The organism is Micromonospora sonneratiae (assembly GCF_042679305.1).
GTDB lineage: Bacteria > Actinomycetota > Actinomycetes > Mycobacteriales > Micromonosporaceae > Micromonospora_H > Micromonospora_H sonneratiae.
Window position 1 is genome coordinate 135,392 of sequence record NZ_JBHTMP010000013.1, and the last position, 15,178, is coordinate 150,569.

A 15,178-nucleotide genomic window follows, 5' to 3' on the forward strand; every position below is an offset into this window, starting at 1 on the left:
GATGTCGTCTGCCTGTTACGCTTCACGCTGGTCTTCGGTCGGTGACACTGGGTGTCCAGAACGGTACGGCGGGCAAGGGCGTTGAGAGTTTCCACCCGGAACGCAAGCTTCCAGCAGTGGCAGGCACTACTGACCAACCGCACGAAACGGCAGCGGGCCGGGGAGTTCCTGGTGCAGGGCGTCCGGCCGATCACCCTGGCCGCAGAGCACGGCTGGCACATCCGTGCGCTGATCCATCCCGAGGGTCGACAACTGTCCAGGTGGGGGCGGGACCTGCTCGACCGGGTCGACGCGACCCGCGTGGCGATGGCCCCCGAACTACTGCACGAACTCGGCGGCAAGGACGGTGAACTGCCGGAACTGCTGGCCGTGGTCGAACTGCCGCCGGACCGGCTGGACCGGATAGCCAACCCGACCAACGGATCCGGTCTGCTGGTGGTCGTCTTCGACCGGCCGACGACGCCGGGGAACATCGGCACGCTCGTCCGGTCCGCCGACGCGTTCGGCGCAACCGGCGTGATCATCACCGGACATGCCGCTGACCCGTACGACCCGAAGGCCGTACGGGCCAGCACCGGCTCCCTCTTCGCCCTGCCGGTCGTCCGGGTCTCCAGCCACCGCGAGGTGGTCGACTGGGCGACCTCGCTCGGCGAACGTGACCGTCCAGTGGAGATAGTCGGCACCGATGAGCACGGGGAGGTCGACGTCGCGAAGCACGACCTCACCGGGCCGACGATCATCCTGATCGGCAACGAGACCAACGGTCTCAGCTCCGGCTGGCGACAGGCCTGCGACCGGATGGTCCGCATTCCGATCGGCGGTGCGGCCAGTTCGCTGAACGCCGCGACCGCCGCCACCGTCGTGCTCTACGAGGCTGCCCGACAGCGGTCCCGCCCGGCCCCCGGCTGAGGCGACCGAACGGGACCGCTGATCGCACCGGTTCCCGTTCCCGGCTGCAACTCGGTTGGCAGGCCCGGGAACGGGGCTGGCCTTGACCGCCTTACTGGCTCCGAGCGCCTTACTGGCTCCGAGCGCCTGGCTGGCTCCGACTGCCGGAGCAGCGGACGGCATCATTGGCGGATGATCCGGCGATCGGTCCTGACCCCGCTGATCCGGGCGGACACCTACCGTCGGGGCGTCTTCCTGCTGCTCGGCGGGGTGATCCTGCTGCCGTACGCGCTGCTGGTCGTCGCCTTCGTCAACATGTTCGCCGACCCGCAGCTGCCCCGGCCGGCGCTGGTGCTGATGATGGCGGTGTCGGTCGTGATCGTCGGGGTGCCCCCCTTCCTGGGCGGTACCCGGGCATTGGAGATCGCGGCGGTGCGGTCCCTGCTCGGCGTCGACCTGCCCGTGCCGGCCGCCAGTCATGGCATGGATCGGGAGACGCGGCTGCGCGCCGCGCTCTGGTTCGTCGTACACCTGGTCACCGGTGGGGTGGTCGGCCTCGGGCTGCTGATCGCTGTGCCGATGGCACTGATCTTCGTGGCGCAGCAGTTCGGGGTCGCCCCCACGGCGATCGCCGGGCTGCGCCTCGGCCCGCTCGACGAGCACGACACGGGCTGGCTCACCCTGATCGGCGTTGTACTGCTGGTGGCGCTCGGCTATCTGGTCGCCGGACTCGGCGCGCTGGCTGCGGTGGTGGCACCGGCCCTGCTCGGTCCGTCGCAGACCGAGCGGATCGCCGTACTCGAAGCGCGGGCGGCGCAGCTTGCCGAACGGAACCGGCTGGCCCGGGAGCTGCACGACTCGGTCGGGCATGCCCTCACCGTGGCGACGCTCCAGGCCGGGGCGGCCCGGGAACTGTTCGACCAGGATCCGGAGTTCGTCCGCCGGGCCCTGCGGGCCATCGAGGAGACCAGCCGGCGCGCCACGGCGGACCTGGACCACGTACTCGGCCTGCTGCGGGAACGGGATGACGAAGCCTCGGAACGGGACGACGAGGTGTCGAGCCAGGGCGACGAGGCGCCGGGACGGGACGACGAGGCGTCGGGACGGGACGCGGGCGTCCGGGCCCCGCAGCGTACGTTGGCTGATCTCGACGAGTTGGTCGCCGCCGGTAGAGCCGCCGGACTGCCGGTCACGGTCGAGCTGACCGGTGCCGTCGACACCCTGCCGGGGGTGGTCTCCCGCGAGGGCTACCGGATCGTGCAGGAGGGACTGACCAATGCCGCCCGCCACGGCGACCGGCAGTCGGTGACCCTACGGATCGGCGTACGGGCCACCGGGGTGGAGATCGACCTGGTCAACACCGTGCCCGAGCCGCCTACGGTGCCCGGTCCCCGGCGGCAGGGCCGGGGCCTGACCGGCATGCGCGAGCGGGTCCTGCTGCTCGGTGGTCGGCTTGCCGCCGGCCCCGACAACGGGTGCTGGCGGGTGTCCGCGCACCTGCCGACGGTACGACCGGACGACGACCCAGAGGAGTTGCCGTGACCACCACCGTCCTGATTATCGACGACGACGAGCTGGTCCGGATCGGGCTGCGCGCCATCATCGACGCGCAGCCCGACCTGACCGTGGTCGGGGAGGCCGCTGACGGGGCCGAGGTGCCGCCCCTGGTCGCCAGGTTCCGCCCCGACGTGGTGCTGATGGACGTGCGGATGCCGGCCATCGACGGCATCCAGGCCACCCGGCACCTGATGGCGACCTCGGCCACGCCACCCCGGGTCCTGGTCGTCACCACGTTCGAGAACGACGAGTACGTCTACGATGCGCTCCGCGCCGGAGCCAGCGGCTTCCTGCTCAAACGGGCCCGGCCGGCCGAGGTGGTCGAGGCGGTCCGGGTGGTGGCCCGCAGCGACTCGCTGCTCTTCCCGGCCGCGATCCGCCGACTCGCCACCGCGTACGGCCCCTCGTCCGGCGGAGACAGGTTGCGGCGGGCTCGGCTGACCGAGCGGGAGGCGGAGGTGCTCCGGCTGATGGCTGCCGGCCTGTCCAATTCGGAGATCGCGGCGGATCTGGTGGTGGGGGTGGAGACGGTGAAGACCCACGTCGGCAACGTGCTGGCGAAGCTCGGGGCCCGGGACCGCACCCAGGCGGTGATCGCCGCCTACGAGTCCGGTTTCGTCATCCCGGCCGGCTGACTATGGCCGCTCACTCCCTCGCCCGGGGGAGCGGGCTCACCCTCGGACGGGAGTCGGCTCGCGGCGCTGTTCGCGATGGTGGCAGTGGACGGGCTGCCACCATCGGCGAGAGGAACCCGAGATGTCCGCGTATACCCTGCCCCAGAGCCAGTCCCCGGTCCCGGCCCGGGGACGATGGTGGACCAACCGGGCCGGTTACCTTGCCGCCGCCTGGGCCGCGCTGTCCGGGGTACTGGCCCTGGTCTGGACGATCAGCGGCAGCGGTTACCCGTATGGCACCGCCGATCCGCAGGGGACGGCGAGTCTGTTGCGCTTCCTCCCGCCCGATGTCGGCGCACTGGTCTTCGCCGGACTGACGATCACCGTTGCGGTGGCGGCGCTGGCGATGTCCGGGCCGCAGGCCGTCCGGCTGCGGGGTGTCGCCCGGGTGCTGCTGGTCGCCTACTGCGGGACGGTCGTCGCCTTCCTGCTGGTCGTGGTGCCGGACGTGCAGGTTCTCACCACGGCGGGGTACCTGCCGATGCTGATCATCGGTGCGCCGTTCGGCTGGCCACCGGTGGACTACGCGGAGGTGTTCACCTGGTCCCTGGGCAACAAGGTGTGGGCCATGGCCGGCGGGATTCTGCTGGCCCGTACCGTGCTCACCTGGCTGTTCCGTACCGGTGGTGCGTGCCTGTCCTGCGGGCGCAGCGCCGATGGCCCGACCTGGACCTCGGCGGAGTCGGCGGCCCGCTGGGGCCGCTGGGCCACCTACCTGGCGGCGGCCATCCCGCTGCTCTACGCGGCCACCCGGTTCGCCTGGCTGGCCAACATTCCGTTGGGCGTCAGCCCGGAATTTCTCCGGGAGATGTGGGACACCGGGCTTGTCTGGGCCGGTGGCGGGCTTGCGGCGTTCGCCGTGGTCGGTGCGGTCCTGACGCTCGGCCTGGTGCAACGCTGGGGTGAGCGGTTCCCGCGTTGGATGATCGGGCTGTCCGGTCGGCGGGTGCCGATCATGCTGGCGGTCGTGCCAGCCACGCTGGTCGCGATCGCGGTCACCGCCGGTGGGCTGGCCATGTACAGCCTGCCCGAGGTCTGGGACTTCGAGGCGTTCAGCTTCAGCGTCGGCCCGGCGTTGCTCTGGCCGCTGTGGGGCGTCGCGCTGGGGGCCGCCGCCCTCGCCTACCACCTGCGTCGCCGGGGTGGTTGCAGCCGTTGCAGTCGAGACGACTGAACGGGAGGAGTGGTCCCTTCGCGCCATTTAGTGGTGAAGGGACCACTTTTGTCTGCTCCGGCTCTCTAGACTCGGGGCCATGGAGACGGCGGAGCTGCGTCGGGCCTACGACGTACTGCTGGCCGAGGTGGAAGCCGGCGGCTTCGGGGCGCCCCCGGCGGGCGAGTTGACCGCCGAGCAGGTGGTGGCCCACCTCGCCGTCAACGACGAGTTGCTCACCGAGGCGACCGAGGCGGTGATCGCCGGCTCGCCGTGGGCCTACTACGACATCGAGTCGATCCACCGGCCGCAGTTGGACGCCCTGGTCGCCCGGCACGGTGGTCTGATCGGGCTGGCCACGTTGCTGCGGGAGAGCAGCCAGAAGCTGTGTGAGTTGACCGCGCACCTCGGGGTCAAGGCGGAGACGCCGGTGTGGACCCACATTCGGGAGGGCTTCGAGCTTCGCGTGGACGAGCCACTGCCCTGGGGCCGTACCCTCGACATCCACGGGCGGGTGCACCTACCGGTGCACACCGAGCAGTTGCGTTCGATGCGCCCGGTCTCCCGGTGACGCCCCGGATCCGACCTGACACCGTCGGTTGTCATTGACGCGGCGGCACCGTAGATTCCCATTAACTGATGGGAGTCGATACATGTTGCCTCGTCACCTGGTCCGCAGACTGATTGCTCCCCTGGCCGCCGCAGTGGTCGCCCCGATCACCATGACCAGCGTCGCGTGGGCGGTCCCGGATGTCGGCCCGCCCCCTGCCACCGGTGCGCCGCCGACTGCCGGCACCGCACCGCACCGGGTCCCGCTGGACCGGCTGACGGTCGGCGCCACGCCGGTCGCCACCGGGTTGCAGCGCCCGACCGCGATAGCCACGCCCGACGACCGTAGCGGCCGGCTGTTCGTCGCGGAGAAACCCGGCCGGGTACGCGTCTATCACCCCGACACCGGTCTCGCGGCCGAGCCGTTGCTGGACCTCACCGACCGGGTCTCCACCGTCGGCAACGAGCGGGGGCTGCTCGGCATCGTCACCGCGCCCAGGTTCGCCCACACCCGGGCCGTCTACGTCGCCTACACCAGCCTGCCTGACGGTGCGTTGACCCTGTCGCGGTTCGTACTCGACCGTACCGCCCCGGCGGCCGGTGAGCAGATCCTGCTGACCCAGCCGCACGCCGAGTTCAGCAACCACAACGGCGGAGACCTCGCGTTCGGTCGGGACGGGTATCTCTACTGGAGCCTGGGTGACGGTGGAGGTGGCAACGACCCGCTGAACACCGGCCAGGACCTGAGCACCCTCCTCGGCAAGATCCTCCGGTTGGACGTGGGCCGCTCGTGCGCCGGTAGGGCGTACTGCGTGCCCCGGGACAACCCGTTCGTCGGCCGCCCCGACGCCCGACCGGAGATCTGGGCGTACGGGCTGCGTAACGCGTGGAAGATCTCGTTCGACGCACGTAACGGCTCGCTGTGGATCGGTGATGTCGGCCAGGGGGCGTACGAGGAGGTGAACCACCTGCGGGCCGGTGCCGGCGGTGCCAACCTCGGTTGGTCCTGCAAGGAGGGACCGGTGGTGCTCATCCCCGACCGGTGCCAGGAAGGTGCCCGGTACGTCGATCCGGTGTTCCACTACCGCACCCGGGTGGACGGGTGCGCGGTGATCGGTGGGCACGTGTACCGGGGACGGCAGTTCGCGCGGCTGGCGTCCGGGACCTACCTGGCGACCGACTACTGTTCGGCCACCGCGTTCGCGGTCCGGCCGACCCGGAACGGCGGGTACGAGAGCCGGGCTATCGGGCAGTTGCCGGCCTGGCCGAGCACCTTCGGGGTGGACTCCGCCGGTGAGCTGTACGTCGCCACCGACGGGCCGGGTGAGCTGTACCGGATCTCCTTTGCGGCGCTACCGGTCAACTGAGCCGGGGCCATCGGAGGACCGGATCAATGCCGCCGGCCCGGATCAGCCGACCCGGGCCGGCGGTGGCCGGGCCGTTCGGGCGTTAGGCCGTGGTCCACAGTTGGTTGGCGCTACCGGTGCAGGTCCACTGGTGCAGTTTTGCTCCCGGGGTGGTGTCCGAATCCGGCACGTCCAGGCACTTGCCGCTGTTGACGCTGACCAGGGCTACGTTGCCGCCGCCGGAGTCGGTGAGCCGCCACTGCTGGTTGGTGCCGCCGTTGCAGCTCCACTGCTGCACCGTCGCGCCGTCGTGCTCGCCCTTCTCGTGCACGTCGAGACACTTGCCGCTGGCCGCGTTGACGATGGTCACCACGCCGTCACCGGCCGGGGTGGAGATCCACCGCTGACTCGGTGCGTCGGTGCAGTTGGCCTGCTGTGCGTCGGCCCCTTCCGGCTCTTCGGTGCCGACGATGTCCAGACAGAGCGACGAACTGACCGACCGGAAGACCTGCCCACTGGTGGGTGGGCTGCTGCTCTCGGCTACTTCCGTCGGGGTCGGCGCGGGGGCGTCCGCGCCGGCGGCCGTACCGTCCGCGGTGGTAGTGGCGGTGGCCGCCGGGCTGGCCGGGGCGGATGAGCCACTGTCACCGAAGAGAGCGCCGGCGGCCAGTAACAACCCGAGCAGTACGCCCACCACGCCGACCGCCAGCGCGACCAGCATGACCCGGTCCTGCGGCAGTAGCGTCCGAAGCCGAGGACCGGTGGAACCGTAGACCGTGCCGCCCGTCGGACGGCTGTGCTCATCAGGAATGGGCATTCAGGCATAGTGACCGACGGGCCAGGTCAAAGGCCAGTCGGGGTACGGCTGGGCCGGGCCGGTGGTCGGCACCGGTGACCCGGTGCCGACCACAGCCCGTGCTGCTACGCGGTGCGAACGTGCAGCAGGTCAGCAAGCCGATCGGCGAGCGGTCGGGCCTCGAGGTGCAGTCGGGCCACGTTGAGCCCGTCGTCGCCGAGTACGGCCAGCAGCGTGGTGTCGCTCACGGCGTACACGGCGAAGTAGCCGCGGTGGCTGTGAACGGTGGCTTCCCGGAACGGACCGTGCCGAAGCGCGAGCCCGGCCTGCCGGCCCAGGCCGAACGTGGTGGCGGCCAGCGCGGCAAGGTCGTGCGGTTCGGGGTCGCCGGGAAGGTCATGGGAGATCAGCAGACCGTCGACACCGGCGACCACACAGCCACGTACGCCGGGCAGCGCCTGGCGTAGCGCGGACAGTTGGACCCGGATGGAGTGATCGGTGTCGCCGTTCGGCGCCGCCGGCCTTCCCAGCAGCGGTGGCGGCATCGGCGGAGCGCCGTTGTCGAACCGGGGCGTGCGATCCCGACGAGGCAGCGGATCGACGGATGTGGAGTAGCCTTCGATCACAGTTCGAGGCTCTCTGCGATGATGCGCAGCCGGTGCCGGGCGAGCGCCAGGTTGGCCCGACTCTTGTTCAACGCCAGGTAGACGAAGAGTCCGTCGCCAGCACGGGAGTGCAGCGGGCGGATCAGGTGGTACTGGGTGTCCAGCGTGATGAGCATGTCCTCGATGCCGTCGGGGAGCTTCAGCATCTCGATGGTGCGGAGCTTGGCCCGGACCACGTCGGTGTTGCCGGCTGCCGCGACGGTCAGGTCCAGTTCGGCGGAACCACCGGCGGTGGCCAGTGTCATGCCGCTGGTGTAGTCCACCAGGGCTGCACCGATCGCACCCTCGATGCTCATCGCATCTTTCAGCATCACTTCCAGGTTCGCCACTGACACTGCCTCCGTTGTCTTGGTGCCGTGCTCCGCTGTGGAAGAACTCCAGTCGCCTGGATACAGGTCTTCCAGCGCGTCAATTGTTGTCTGTTCAGCTAACTTACTGTGGTTCTGAGCGGCAGGGAATCCGCCAGTAGGGCTGATTTGCGCAGGCCAAACGCATCGATAGCGCGTCGAGGAAATCACCGACAGTCACATCGTTCCGCGTCGGTTCCGCTGGCGGGTCGACGACCCTGATCGACGCCCGCCACGGCCGGCAACGGTGGGCCGCACGTCGTCGTACGCGGGGTCGGTGAAGTTCACGTAGCGTCACCTTTCTGCCCTCCGGTGTGGTGCCCGCCGGCCGTGATCTTTCCGACGTTCCCGGAGCGGAGCCGTTCGGAAAGCGGTGGAGTCGGGGTGGGCGGAACTGTGATCGTCCGCTGTCGGGAAGGCTGTGAGCTGGGAAAACGTGCCACGACGCCGGCTCGTTGGTTGGCTCGGCCGTGCTGATCATGGCGGCCCGACCGGTCCCTATCATGCCCAGCATGAGGGAGCCCGGAGTACGCAACGACTATCACAGCCTGCTCAACCTGCACCATTCGATGCTTCTGCGCCGCAGCATGCGGGGTGGTCCGGTTCCCAAGTCGCAGGACGGACAGGCCGTGGCCCTACTCGACGCGTGGCCGCAGCGGCTGACAGACCAGCGCCTGCTGCGGGAGAGCCTCGCCCTGGTGGAACCGTTCAGTGACACGGCCATGGACCTGTACACGACCCTGTTCCGGGACGGCCCCCACCTGCGTCCCCTGTTTCCCAGCTCGCTCGTCGCCCAGCGCGACCACCTCGTCTCGTCGATGCTGCGGCTGATCGGGGACTTGGACAAGCCCGAAGTCATCGTGCCGTTCCTGGAACAGCTCGGGCAGGCCCACCGCCGGCTCGGGGTGCGGGCCATCCACTTCGAGCCCTTCGGCGCCGCGCTCCTCGAAGCGTTGCGCACCCGGGGCGGCATCGCGTGGCGTACCGAGCACGACCAGGCCTGGCAGCGGACGTACCGGTTCGTCACCCAGGTCATGAGCAACGCCGCACAGGCCGCGCTCGCCACACCCGCGTACGTCTCCGCCGCCGTCGTGCACCACCAGCAGATCTCGTCGAACCTGGCCATCCTGCGGGTACGCCCGGCGCAGCCGTACGCCTACCAGGCCGGTCAGTACGCCACGCTGGAGTCGCCGTACCTGCCGAACACCTGGCGCTGCTACTCGATGGCCAACCCGCCCAGCGAGGACGGCCTGCTCGAGTTCCACGTCCGGGCCACCGGTGCCGGTCAGCTCAGCGACGTGCTCGTAAACAAGGTCAACGTCGGTGACGAACTGCGGCTCGGGCCGGCCCGGGGCTCGATGACCCTCGCGCCGACCCCCGGCAACGGCGTGCTGCTGATCGCGGGCGGTACCGGGCTGGCCGCCGTCCGGGCGCTGCTGGGCGAGTTGGCCCTCCGGCCGAGCCCGCCGCCAACCTGGCTGTTCTTCGGCGCCCGCACCTGGGGGGAGTTGTACGACCTGGAGACGCTGGAGGCGTACAACGCCCGTCACCCGTGGCTGCGACTGGTGCTGGCGATCGACGAGGGCGTCGCCTACCCGTACGAATCGGGCACGGTCGTGGATGTCGTCGCCCGGCGGGGCAGTTGGGCCGGACACGACGCCTACCTGTGCGGGCCCTCGGCCATGGTCACGGCGATGAAGGGTCGGCTGGCGGAACTCGGGGTCCAACCCGATCGGATCTGGCACGACTGAACCCGTCGCGGGTGAGGACGGCAGTCGACCGCCGGTGCCCCTTTTTCCGGGTCAGCGCCCTGTCGTCCTCGTCCTACCGGTGTGCCGTGCCAGTTCGCTGAACCTTCGCGGTTTCCTGGGATTCCGCCGCTCCCGGCCAGGAATCCGGGGTGACCTCGAGAATCCCCAACAGTTGGGCGAGGATGCTGGCCTCGCGTCGGGTCAGGGTGACGCTGAGTGCGGCGTCCGGGTCGTCCGGGCGGTAGACGACCAGGTCCCGCTGACCGTTGTGGTGGCAGACCACTCCGACGTGTTGACGGTCCTCCGTGACGATCACCTGTCGCAGACCGATACCGGGCAGCGGGGTGTGCTCGACTTGCATTCCGCCTCCTTCGACCTCGGCAATGCGGGCGGAAGCTCCAGAGTCCGTCAAACCGTACGTCGACCGCACCGGGTGCGGCCGGCCAATACGGGAGGCCGGTCCTTGCCGGTCACCGGCAGGCTGTCAGGTGGGACGGGGCAGTTGACGTTGTGGCCAGCCCAGGAGCCGGGCACCGAGCACAGCGGCGTGCAGGGTGAACCAGTCGGCCGGGTTCGTCGGGTCGTATCCGGTCAACGTGTGCACCCGGGCTAGTCGATAGGTGACCGCCCGTACGGACAGGTGCAGTCGACGGGCGGCATGGGTGGCCACCCCACCGGTGGCGAAGTACGCCTCAACGGTGGTCAGCAGCGGCTCCGCGCCGCCCCGGGCCAGGGTCAACGGGGTGAGAACCCCTTCGACCAGGTCGGCGATGGCGGCCTGGTCCCGCAACAGCATCCGGTAGACGAGCAGGTCCTCGGCGTGGGCCACCTCGTCGGGCAGGCCCAGCTTGCCGGCCAGGTCGAGCGCCTCGCGCGCCTCTTCGTACGAACGGGCGATGCCGAACGCCCCCGGATACGGTCGACCGACCGCCACCCGCCACGGGCGTCCGGACGGTACCGCCTGCAACGTCGCGTGCATTACCTGACCCAGCTCACCCGTGGGCTGGCGTCGAGGACGCAGTTCCGGTGTGGTGGCGGTGCCCGGTACGAGTACCGCCAGCATGCCGTCCTTCGCCGAGACGAGCACGTCCCGGTCACCGAACCGGTCGAGGATCACCCGTTCCAGGCCGCTCGTCGCCGCGGTCACCTCGGCCAGCCGGCGACCGGGAAGTGCCAGCGCCACCTGGTGGGCGCGGGTGAGGTCCAGCCCGAACGGTTCGGCCCGCTCGACGATGCCGGCGACGTCCGGATCACCACGCAACAGGTCGTCGATCAACTCCCGGCGCAGAGCCTCCTCCCGCCGTACCATCAGCCGGCGGGCGGCCAGGTAGCCGTCGGCCAGCGCCGCCAGTGCGTCGTTGACCACCCGGAGTACGGCTTCGCCGGCCAGCCGTACCTGCTCCGCCTCACCCGCATCGGCCACGACGGGTAGCAGTCGCCACAGTCGCCAGGCGGCGGAGACATAGAGTTCCACCGCCCGGCCGACCGGGACCCCCTGCTCGGCGGCGCGGCGTCCGGCGGTTCCGATCATGTCCAGCGCGGCTCGATCCAGCCGGCGACCGGAGGTGGCCGCTTCCGCCAGTTGTGGCAGGAAGTCACCAAGCAGCTCCTCGGCCACCCCGCCGGCGTCGCGGCTGGCGGCCCGGGCCACGGCAGAGAGGTCGCCGGTCGACCGACCGGACCGCCGTCCACCGCCGCCCCGGCCCGTGTCGCGAGGGGGCTGACCGGTGCCGCGAGGAGGTTGACCGGTACCGCGAGCGGGCTGGCCACGCTGCTCAGCCATCCCGTACACCTCCATCGGCCGGACAACACACGCCCGCAACATACCCCGGCAGCTGCCGACCATCGGCAACAAGCAAGCTTGTACCTTGCACAGGTAACAGGATCTGTGGCACGTCGGAGGGAACCGGGTGAGTCGAAGGGAACGTGTGACGAGCGTCGACCAGCGGCTTGACCGGGTCCGGGGCGAAGCCGCGCCGTGCCGGCACAACGCCCGTACGATCGCCGCGCTGACCAGCAACCCGGGATGCCGTCGGCGGGCCATCCTCGACAGCGCCGGGGTGGACAAGCAACGGATCGCCACCCACGTGGGCTTTCCGGCGCAGTTCGGTCAGTCGCAGTTCGCGATCACCCGGGGTAACACGTTCGAGGCGCAGGTGAAAGCGGACGGCTGTGCCGAGCTGCTGCGGCTGCTGCGCGAGCTGCTGGGGCTGCCGATCAGCGAGGCCTCCTATACGGACCTTGGCCGAGCCGACGAAACGGACCGGCTGGGACCACAGAGCCCGACGGCGCAGGCCGCCCGGCACAGCCGGTCCCGCGATCTGCTGACCGAGTCCACCGGATCCAGCGCCCTCTTCGACCATCCGCTGCTCCAGCTCTCGGTCGGCGGGCAGCGGGTCTACCTCGAACCTGACCTGATCGCGTTCCAGGTCGCCGGCCGGTTCCACGTGGTCGAGATCAAGTCGTTCGGTGTGGTCGACGGGCAGGCCGACGCCACCAAGGTGTCCGGTGCCGCCATCCAGGCAGCCGTGTACGTGCTGGCCATGCGCGAGATGCTGGCCGAGGCCGGCCATGATCCGGAGACCGTCTCGTCCGACGTGGTGCTGGTCTGCCCACGTGACTTCTCCAACGAGCCGATGGCCGCGCTGATCGACGTACGCAAGCAGCTGCTGATGCTACGGCGGCAGCTCGCCCGGATGGAGCGGGTCGACGAACTGCTGGCGATGCTGCCGGCGGACCTGTCCTTCGAGCTTGCCGCCGATGCCGATGGCGTGCCGACCCGGCCCCAGCAGGTGCTGGAAGGGGCGCTTCGTGAGGTCGAAGCCCGCTACGCCCCGGAGTGCCTGGCCGCCTGCGAACTGGCGCGGTTCTGCCGACACGAGGCGCGGGGACACACGGCCGGGCTGGGCAAGTCGGTACGCGAGGCGCTCGGCGGAATCGACCGGGTAACCACCGTGCTGGCCCTGGCCAGCGGGGAGCTGACGCCCGCCGAGGACCAGACCGAGGCCGCCGCGCTGCTCCAGGCCGCTGCCCGGCTGCGCGCTGAAGTGCTGAGCGAGCGACAGGGCACCCCGGCATGAGTACGCTCACCGCGCTGGCCCGCGCGCAGGCGGCGGCGTCCGGGGTGGCCCAACCGATCGCCACCGTCCGGCATCTGCACCTGTCCGAGCGTCCACTGGTCCTCGTACCGCTGGCCATGGCCGGTGAGGCCAACGCGCCACTGGCGGCGATGGTCGGTACGGCACCCGATGCGGCGCGGCTGCTGATCGTGCCGCAGCCACGGAACCGTGACCAGCGGTTCGCGTTCGTCGCGGAGCTTGCCGCCACCATCCTGCCCTACCTGGACAGCCATCGCGGGGTGGCCGAGGCGGTGCCGGTCGACCGGGGCAGGGACGTGCGCTACCGGTACGTGGACGCGCCGCAACTACTGGTGCCCAACCCGGCCGGGATCACCTTCGTACGGCTCCTCGGGCGATCCACCCGGTTCCGTCGTACCGACGGGGACTTTCCGGTCCACGCGTCGGTGCCCCAGCTCGGTCGCTGGTTGACCTTCCTCGCCGAGCGGGCCGAACACCCGGGCTCGTCCGCGCTGGTGGCGATGACCGACGCGCTCACCCTGCACTGGGCGACCGGGCAGAGCGCGCTGGAGGACGCCCAGTTGGCTTCGCTACTGGCCTGGATCGCACCACCGGAAGGGGTCTCCGGCGCGGTCGCGGCGGAGGCGGCCGAGGATCCCTCGGTCTGGCCGCCGGCCGGTCCGGCGACCGATCCGGCGTTCGACAACATGCACCTGGCCCCGGCGATCGCCGCGTACCAGGCGGCGCAGGAGGATCCGGTCGCCGAGCGGATGGCCCGTACCGCGCTCGAGCAGTTGCTACGTGACCAGTTGCTGCCGACGTGGCGGCTGATGTGGCAGGCGGTGGAGTTGCTGCGGTCACTGCCGGCCGGCGCCCGGGTGGCCGGGCGCTGGGCCGGGGACCGGGACGCGTTCACCGACTACGCGTCGTACGTCGACGAGGGTGGGTATCCACAGCCCCGGCGCGATGGGGCGGTGGCGGCGGCGCAACGCCTGCATCGGCTGGAACGAGCGCTCACCACGTACGCGGTGCAGCGGGCGTACGACGATCCGCTGGTCATGGCCGACCACCGGTTGACCGGTGAGGCGTTCGTCGGTGAGGTGACGCTGGCCGACCCGACCCGGATCGACGACACCGGCAAGCGACCCGTGCTGCGGCCCCGGATCATGCTGCACACCACCGATCCGGTGCTGGTCGTACCGGGCGCGACGCTGCATTCACCGACCCGGCCGACGCAGAAGGCGCGGGTCGTCTTCGTCAACCCGACCGGTGACCCGGCAAAGACCGAGGTGGTGCTGGAACTGTCCGGTGGGATGGGACGGTCGCTGACCCCGCCGCCCGGCAGCGTGCCCGAGGTGGGCGAACGACTCTGCTACACCACCCTCTCCGAGGGGTTCGTGCCGCCGGGTTCGTTCCCGACCCGGGAGGAGACTCCCTGGACGCACGGCGGCCCACCGGACGACGGCACCCCGGACGAGGAGGACGCCGTCGAGGAGTGGAGCTGATCTGCTTCTCCTGCTGACCAAGCCGGGTCGGCAGTGGGCTGGCTGGGAATGTTGGTGTGTCTTCGCAGTGATTTTCCGGCTTTCGAGATAGGTTGCACCGATCTGTAGGCAGGCGCTGCTCTTGGGGGGAAACGATGGGTGACGGCATCCGGGAGATCGAGGTCAAGTACCGGGTCACCGAGCCGGACACCATCGTCGCTGCACTACGGCAGCATGGTGTCGAGTTATCCGCGCCGGTACGGCAGGACGACCAGGCGTACGCCCCGGCAGGCTGGACGTATGGGCAGAGCAAGGCTGGTCATTCCTTTGCCCGTCTCCGTACACAGGACGGTCGTCATCTCTTCTGCGTCAAACGGCCGCTCGACAACGAACTCGCCTGTGCCGAGCATGAGACCGAGGTCGTTGAACGGGACCAGATGCACGCGGCGATTCTGGCGATGGGCTTCCAGCCGACGGTACGGATCATCAAGACCCGCCGTACCGGACGGCTGGATGGGATGTCACTCTGTCTCGACGAGGTACGTCACCTCGGTACGTTCTTCGAAATCGAAATGCTGGTCGGCGATGGTCGCTTAGCAGTCGATGTGCAACGTGACCTGGACAGGTTCGCCGGTTCACTCGGTATCGGACTGCAGCGGTGTACGGAAACCTACGATTCCCTGATCCGTGCTGCGCTGACAGTTGGCGTCTGAACGGACTTCGACCAACTAGTGTCGCGTAATCGTTGTCGCTTTTCTCAAGATCGGCTTTGAGTGCCCGAACAGGTGGCGGCTACCCTTGGCCTGCTGCCCTGAGCATCCTGTCGAGCTGCCCCGCTTGCGCGCCCATCGACGGTCAGAGCCCGCCGGAACTGTGGGTAGCCACGTGGCC

Annotated in this window: 15 protein-coding genes; 10 read left to right on the forward strand and 5 right to left on the reverse strand. The window is 69.9% G+C overall.

All coding sequences use genetic code 11. The annotated features are described in order from the left end of the window. Positions 1-51: 51 nt before the first annotated feature. The 6 genes from ACFQ4H_RS11395 (at position 52) to ACFQ4H_RS11420 (ending at position 6,188) form a co-directional block, all read left to right on the forward strand. A complete protein-coding gene (locus tag ACFQ4H_RS11395; protein ID WP_377569912.1) occupies positions 52-909 on the forward strand; it encodes an RNA methyltransferase in 858 nt (285 codons plus the stop codon). Between the two features lie 171 nt (positions 910-1,080). Beyond that, on the forward strand, positions 1,081-2,430 hold the full coding sequence (locus ACFQ4H_RS11400) for a sensor histidine kinase (RefSeq protein ID WP_377569913.1): 1,350 nt from the start codon (positions 1,081-1,083) through the stop codon (positions 2,428-2,430). Continuing rightward, the gene (locus ACFQ4H_RS11405; protein ID WP_377569915.1) at positions 2,427-3,080 is read left to right on the forward strand and encodes a response regulator transcription factor; all 654 of its coding nucleotides are present in this window, start codon (positions 2,427-2,429) and stop codon (positions 3,078-3,080) included. Before ACFQ4H_RS11400 ends, ACFQ4H_RS11405 begins: the two co-directional genes overlap by 4 nt. Positions 3,081-3,201: 121 nt before the next feature. Continuing rightward, entirely contained in the window at positions 3,202-4,293 is a 1,092-nt protein-coding gene (locus tag ACFQ4H_RS11410) for a hypothetical protein (protein WP_377569917.1), read from the forward strand. A 79-nt stretch (positions 4,294-4,372) separates the two neighbouring features. After that, entirely contained in the window at positions 4,373-4,843 is a 471-nt protein-coding gene (locus ACFQ4H_RS11415) for a hypothetical protein (RefSeq protein WP_377569919.1), read from the forward strand. 82 nt (positions 4,844-4,925) lie between these two features. After that, positions 4,926-6,188, forward strand: a complete 1,263-nt coding sequence (locus ACFQ4H_RS11420) for a PQQ-dependent sugar dehydrogenase (protein ID WP_377569920.1) — start codon at positions 4,926-4,928, stop codon at positions 6,186-6,188. A gap of 82 nt (positions 6,189-6,270) precedes the next feature. Here the strand turns inward: ACFQ4H_RS11420 and ACFQ4H_RS11425 are convergent, their stop codons facing one another. The 3 genes from ACFQ4H_RS11425 to ACFQ4H_RS11435 form a co-directional block, all read right to left on the reverse strand. Further along, the gene (locus ACFQ4H_RS11425) at positions 6,271-6,984 is read right to left on the reverse strand and encodes an RICIN domain-containing protein (RefSeq protein ID WP_377569921.1); all 714 of its coding nucleotides are present in this window, start codon (positions 6,982-6,984) and stop codon (positions 6,271-6,273) included. Positions 6,985-7,088: 104 nt separating this feature from the next. Further along, positions 7,089-7,589 carry a roadblock/LC7 domain-containing protein gene (locus tag ACFQ4H_RS11430; protein ID WP_377569922.1) on the reverse strand — a complete coding sequence of 167 codons (501 nt, stop codon included), beginning with the start codon at positions 7,587-7,589 and terminating at the stop codon, positions 7,089-7,091. Beyond that, positions 7,586-7,939, reverse strand: a complete 354-nt coding sequence (locus ACFQ4H_RS11435) for a hypothetical protein (protein WP_377569943.1) — start codon at positions 7,937-7,939, stop codon at positions 7,586-7,588. The genes ACFQ4H_RS11430 and ACFQ4H_RS11435 overlap by 4 nt, the downstream gene beginning before the upstream one ends. Before the next feature lie 548 nt (positions 7,940-8,487). On the opposite strand from ACFQ4H_RS11435, the gene ACFQ4H_RS11440 reads away from it, so the two are divergent. After that, entirely contained in the window at positions 8,488-9,726 is a 1,239-nt protein-coding gene (locus ACFQ4H_RS11440; RefSeq protein ID WP_377569923.1) for a globin domain-containing protein, read from the forward strand. 73 nt (positions 9,727-9,799) lie between these two features. On the opposite strand, the gene ACFQ4H_RS11445 is transcribed toward ACFQ4H_RS11440, so the two are convergent. Further along, positions 9,800-10,087, reverse strand: a complete 288-nt coding sequence (locus ACFQ4H_RS11445) for a potassium transporter TrkA (protein ID WP_377569924.1) — start codon at positions 10,085-10,087, stop codon at positions 9,800-9,802. A 123-nt stretch (positions 10,088-10,210) separates the two neighbouring features. Continuing rightward, positions 10,211-11,509, reverse strand: a complete 1,299-nt coding sequence (locus ACFQ4H_RS11450; RefSeq protein WP_377569925.1) for a PucR family transcriptional regulator — start codon at positions 11,507-11,509, stop codon at positions 10,211-10,213. Between the two features lie 145 nt (positions 11,510-11,654). Between ACFQ4H_RS11450 and ACFQ4H_RS11455 the strand changes: the two genes are divergently transcribed. From ACFQ4H_RS11455 to ACFQ4H_RS11465, 3 genes are all read left to right on the forward strand, one after another. After that, positions 11,655-12,806 (forward strand): hypothetical protein, encoded by a 1,152-nt coding sequence (locus ACFQ4H_RS11455; RefSeq protein WP_377569926.1) that lies wholly within the window; start codon positions 11,655-11,657, stop codon positions 12,804-12,806. After that, the gene (locus tag ACFQ4H_RS11460; protein ID WP_377569928.1) at positions 12,803-14,308 is read left to right on the forward strand and encodes a hypothetical protein; all 1,506 of its coding nucleotides are present in this window, start codon (positions 12,803-12,805) and stop codon (positions 14,306-14,308) included. Before ACFQ4H_RS11455 ends, ACFQ4H_RS11460 begins: the two co-directional genes overlap by 4 nt. Before the next feature lie 134 nt (positions 14,309-14,442). After that, entirely contained in the window at positions 14,443-15,000 is a 558-nt protein-coding gene (locus ACFQ4H_RS11465; RefSeq protein ID WP_377569930.1) for a class IV adenylate cyclase, read from the forward strand. Positions 15,001-15,178: the final 178 nt, after the last annotated feature.

Bases quoted from the DNA above. Each gene is read 5' to 3' on its own strand.
- ACFQ4H_RS11435 (WP_377569943.1), bottom strand. From the start codon at position 7,939: ATGCTGAAAGATGCGATGAGCATCGAGGGTGCGATCGGTGCAGCCCTG.
- ACFQ4H_RS11445 (WP_377569924.1), bottom strand. From the start codon at position 10,087: ATGCAAGTCGAGCACACCCCGCTGCCCGGTATCGGTCTGCGACAGGTG.
- ACFQ4H_RS11460 (WP_377569928.1), top strand. From the start codon at position 12,803: ATGAGTACGCTCACCGCGCTGGCCCGCGCGCAGGCGGCGGCGTCCGGG.
- ACFQ4H_RS11415 (WP_377569919.1), top strand. From the start codon at position 4,373: ATGGAGACGGCGGAGCTGCGTCGGGCCTACGACGTACTGCTGGCCGAG.
- ACFQ4H_RS11400 (WP_377569913.1), top strand. From the start codon at position 1,081: ATGATCCGGCGATCGGTCCTGACCCCGCTGATCCGGGCGGACACCTAC.
- ACFQ4H_RS11420 (WP_377569920.1), top strand. From the start codon at position 4,926: ATGTTGCCTCGTCACCTGGTCCGCAGACTGATTGCTCCCCTGGCCGCC.
- ACFQ4H_RS11450 (WP_377569925.1), bottom strand. From the start codon at position 11,509: ATGGCTGAGCAGCGTGGCCAGCCCGCTCGCGGTACCGGTCAACCTCCT.
- ACFQ4H_RS11410 (WP_377569917.1), top strand. From the start codon at position 3,202: ATGTCCGCGTATACCCTGCCCCAGAGCCAGTCCCCGGTCCCGGCCCGG.
- ACFQ4H_RS11425 (WP_377569921.1), bottom strand. From the start codon at position 6,984: ATGCCCATTCCTGATGAGCACAGCCGTCCGACGGGCGGCACGGTCTAC.
- ACFQ4H_RS11465 (WP_377569930.1), top strand. From the start codon at position 14,443: ATGGGTGACGGCATCCGGGAGATCGAGGTCAAGTACCGGGTCACCGAG.
- ACFQ4H_RS11440 (WP_377569923.1), top strand. From the start codon at position 8,488: ATGAGGGAGCCCGGAGTACGCAACGACTATCACAGCCTGCTCAACCTG.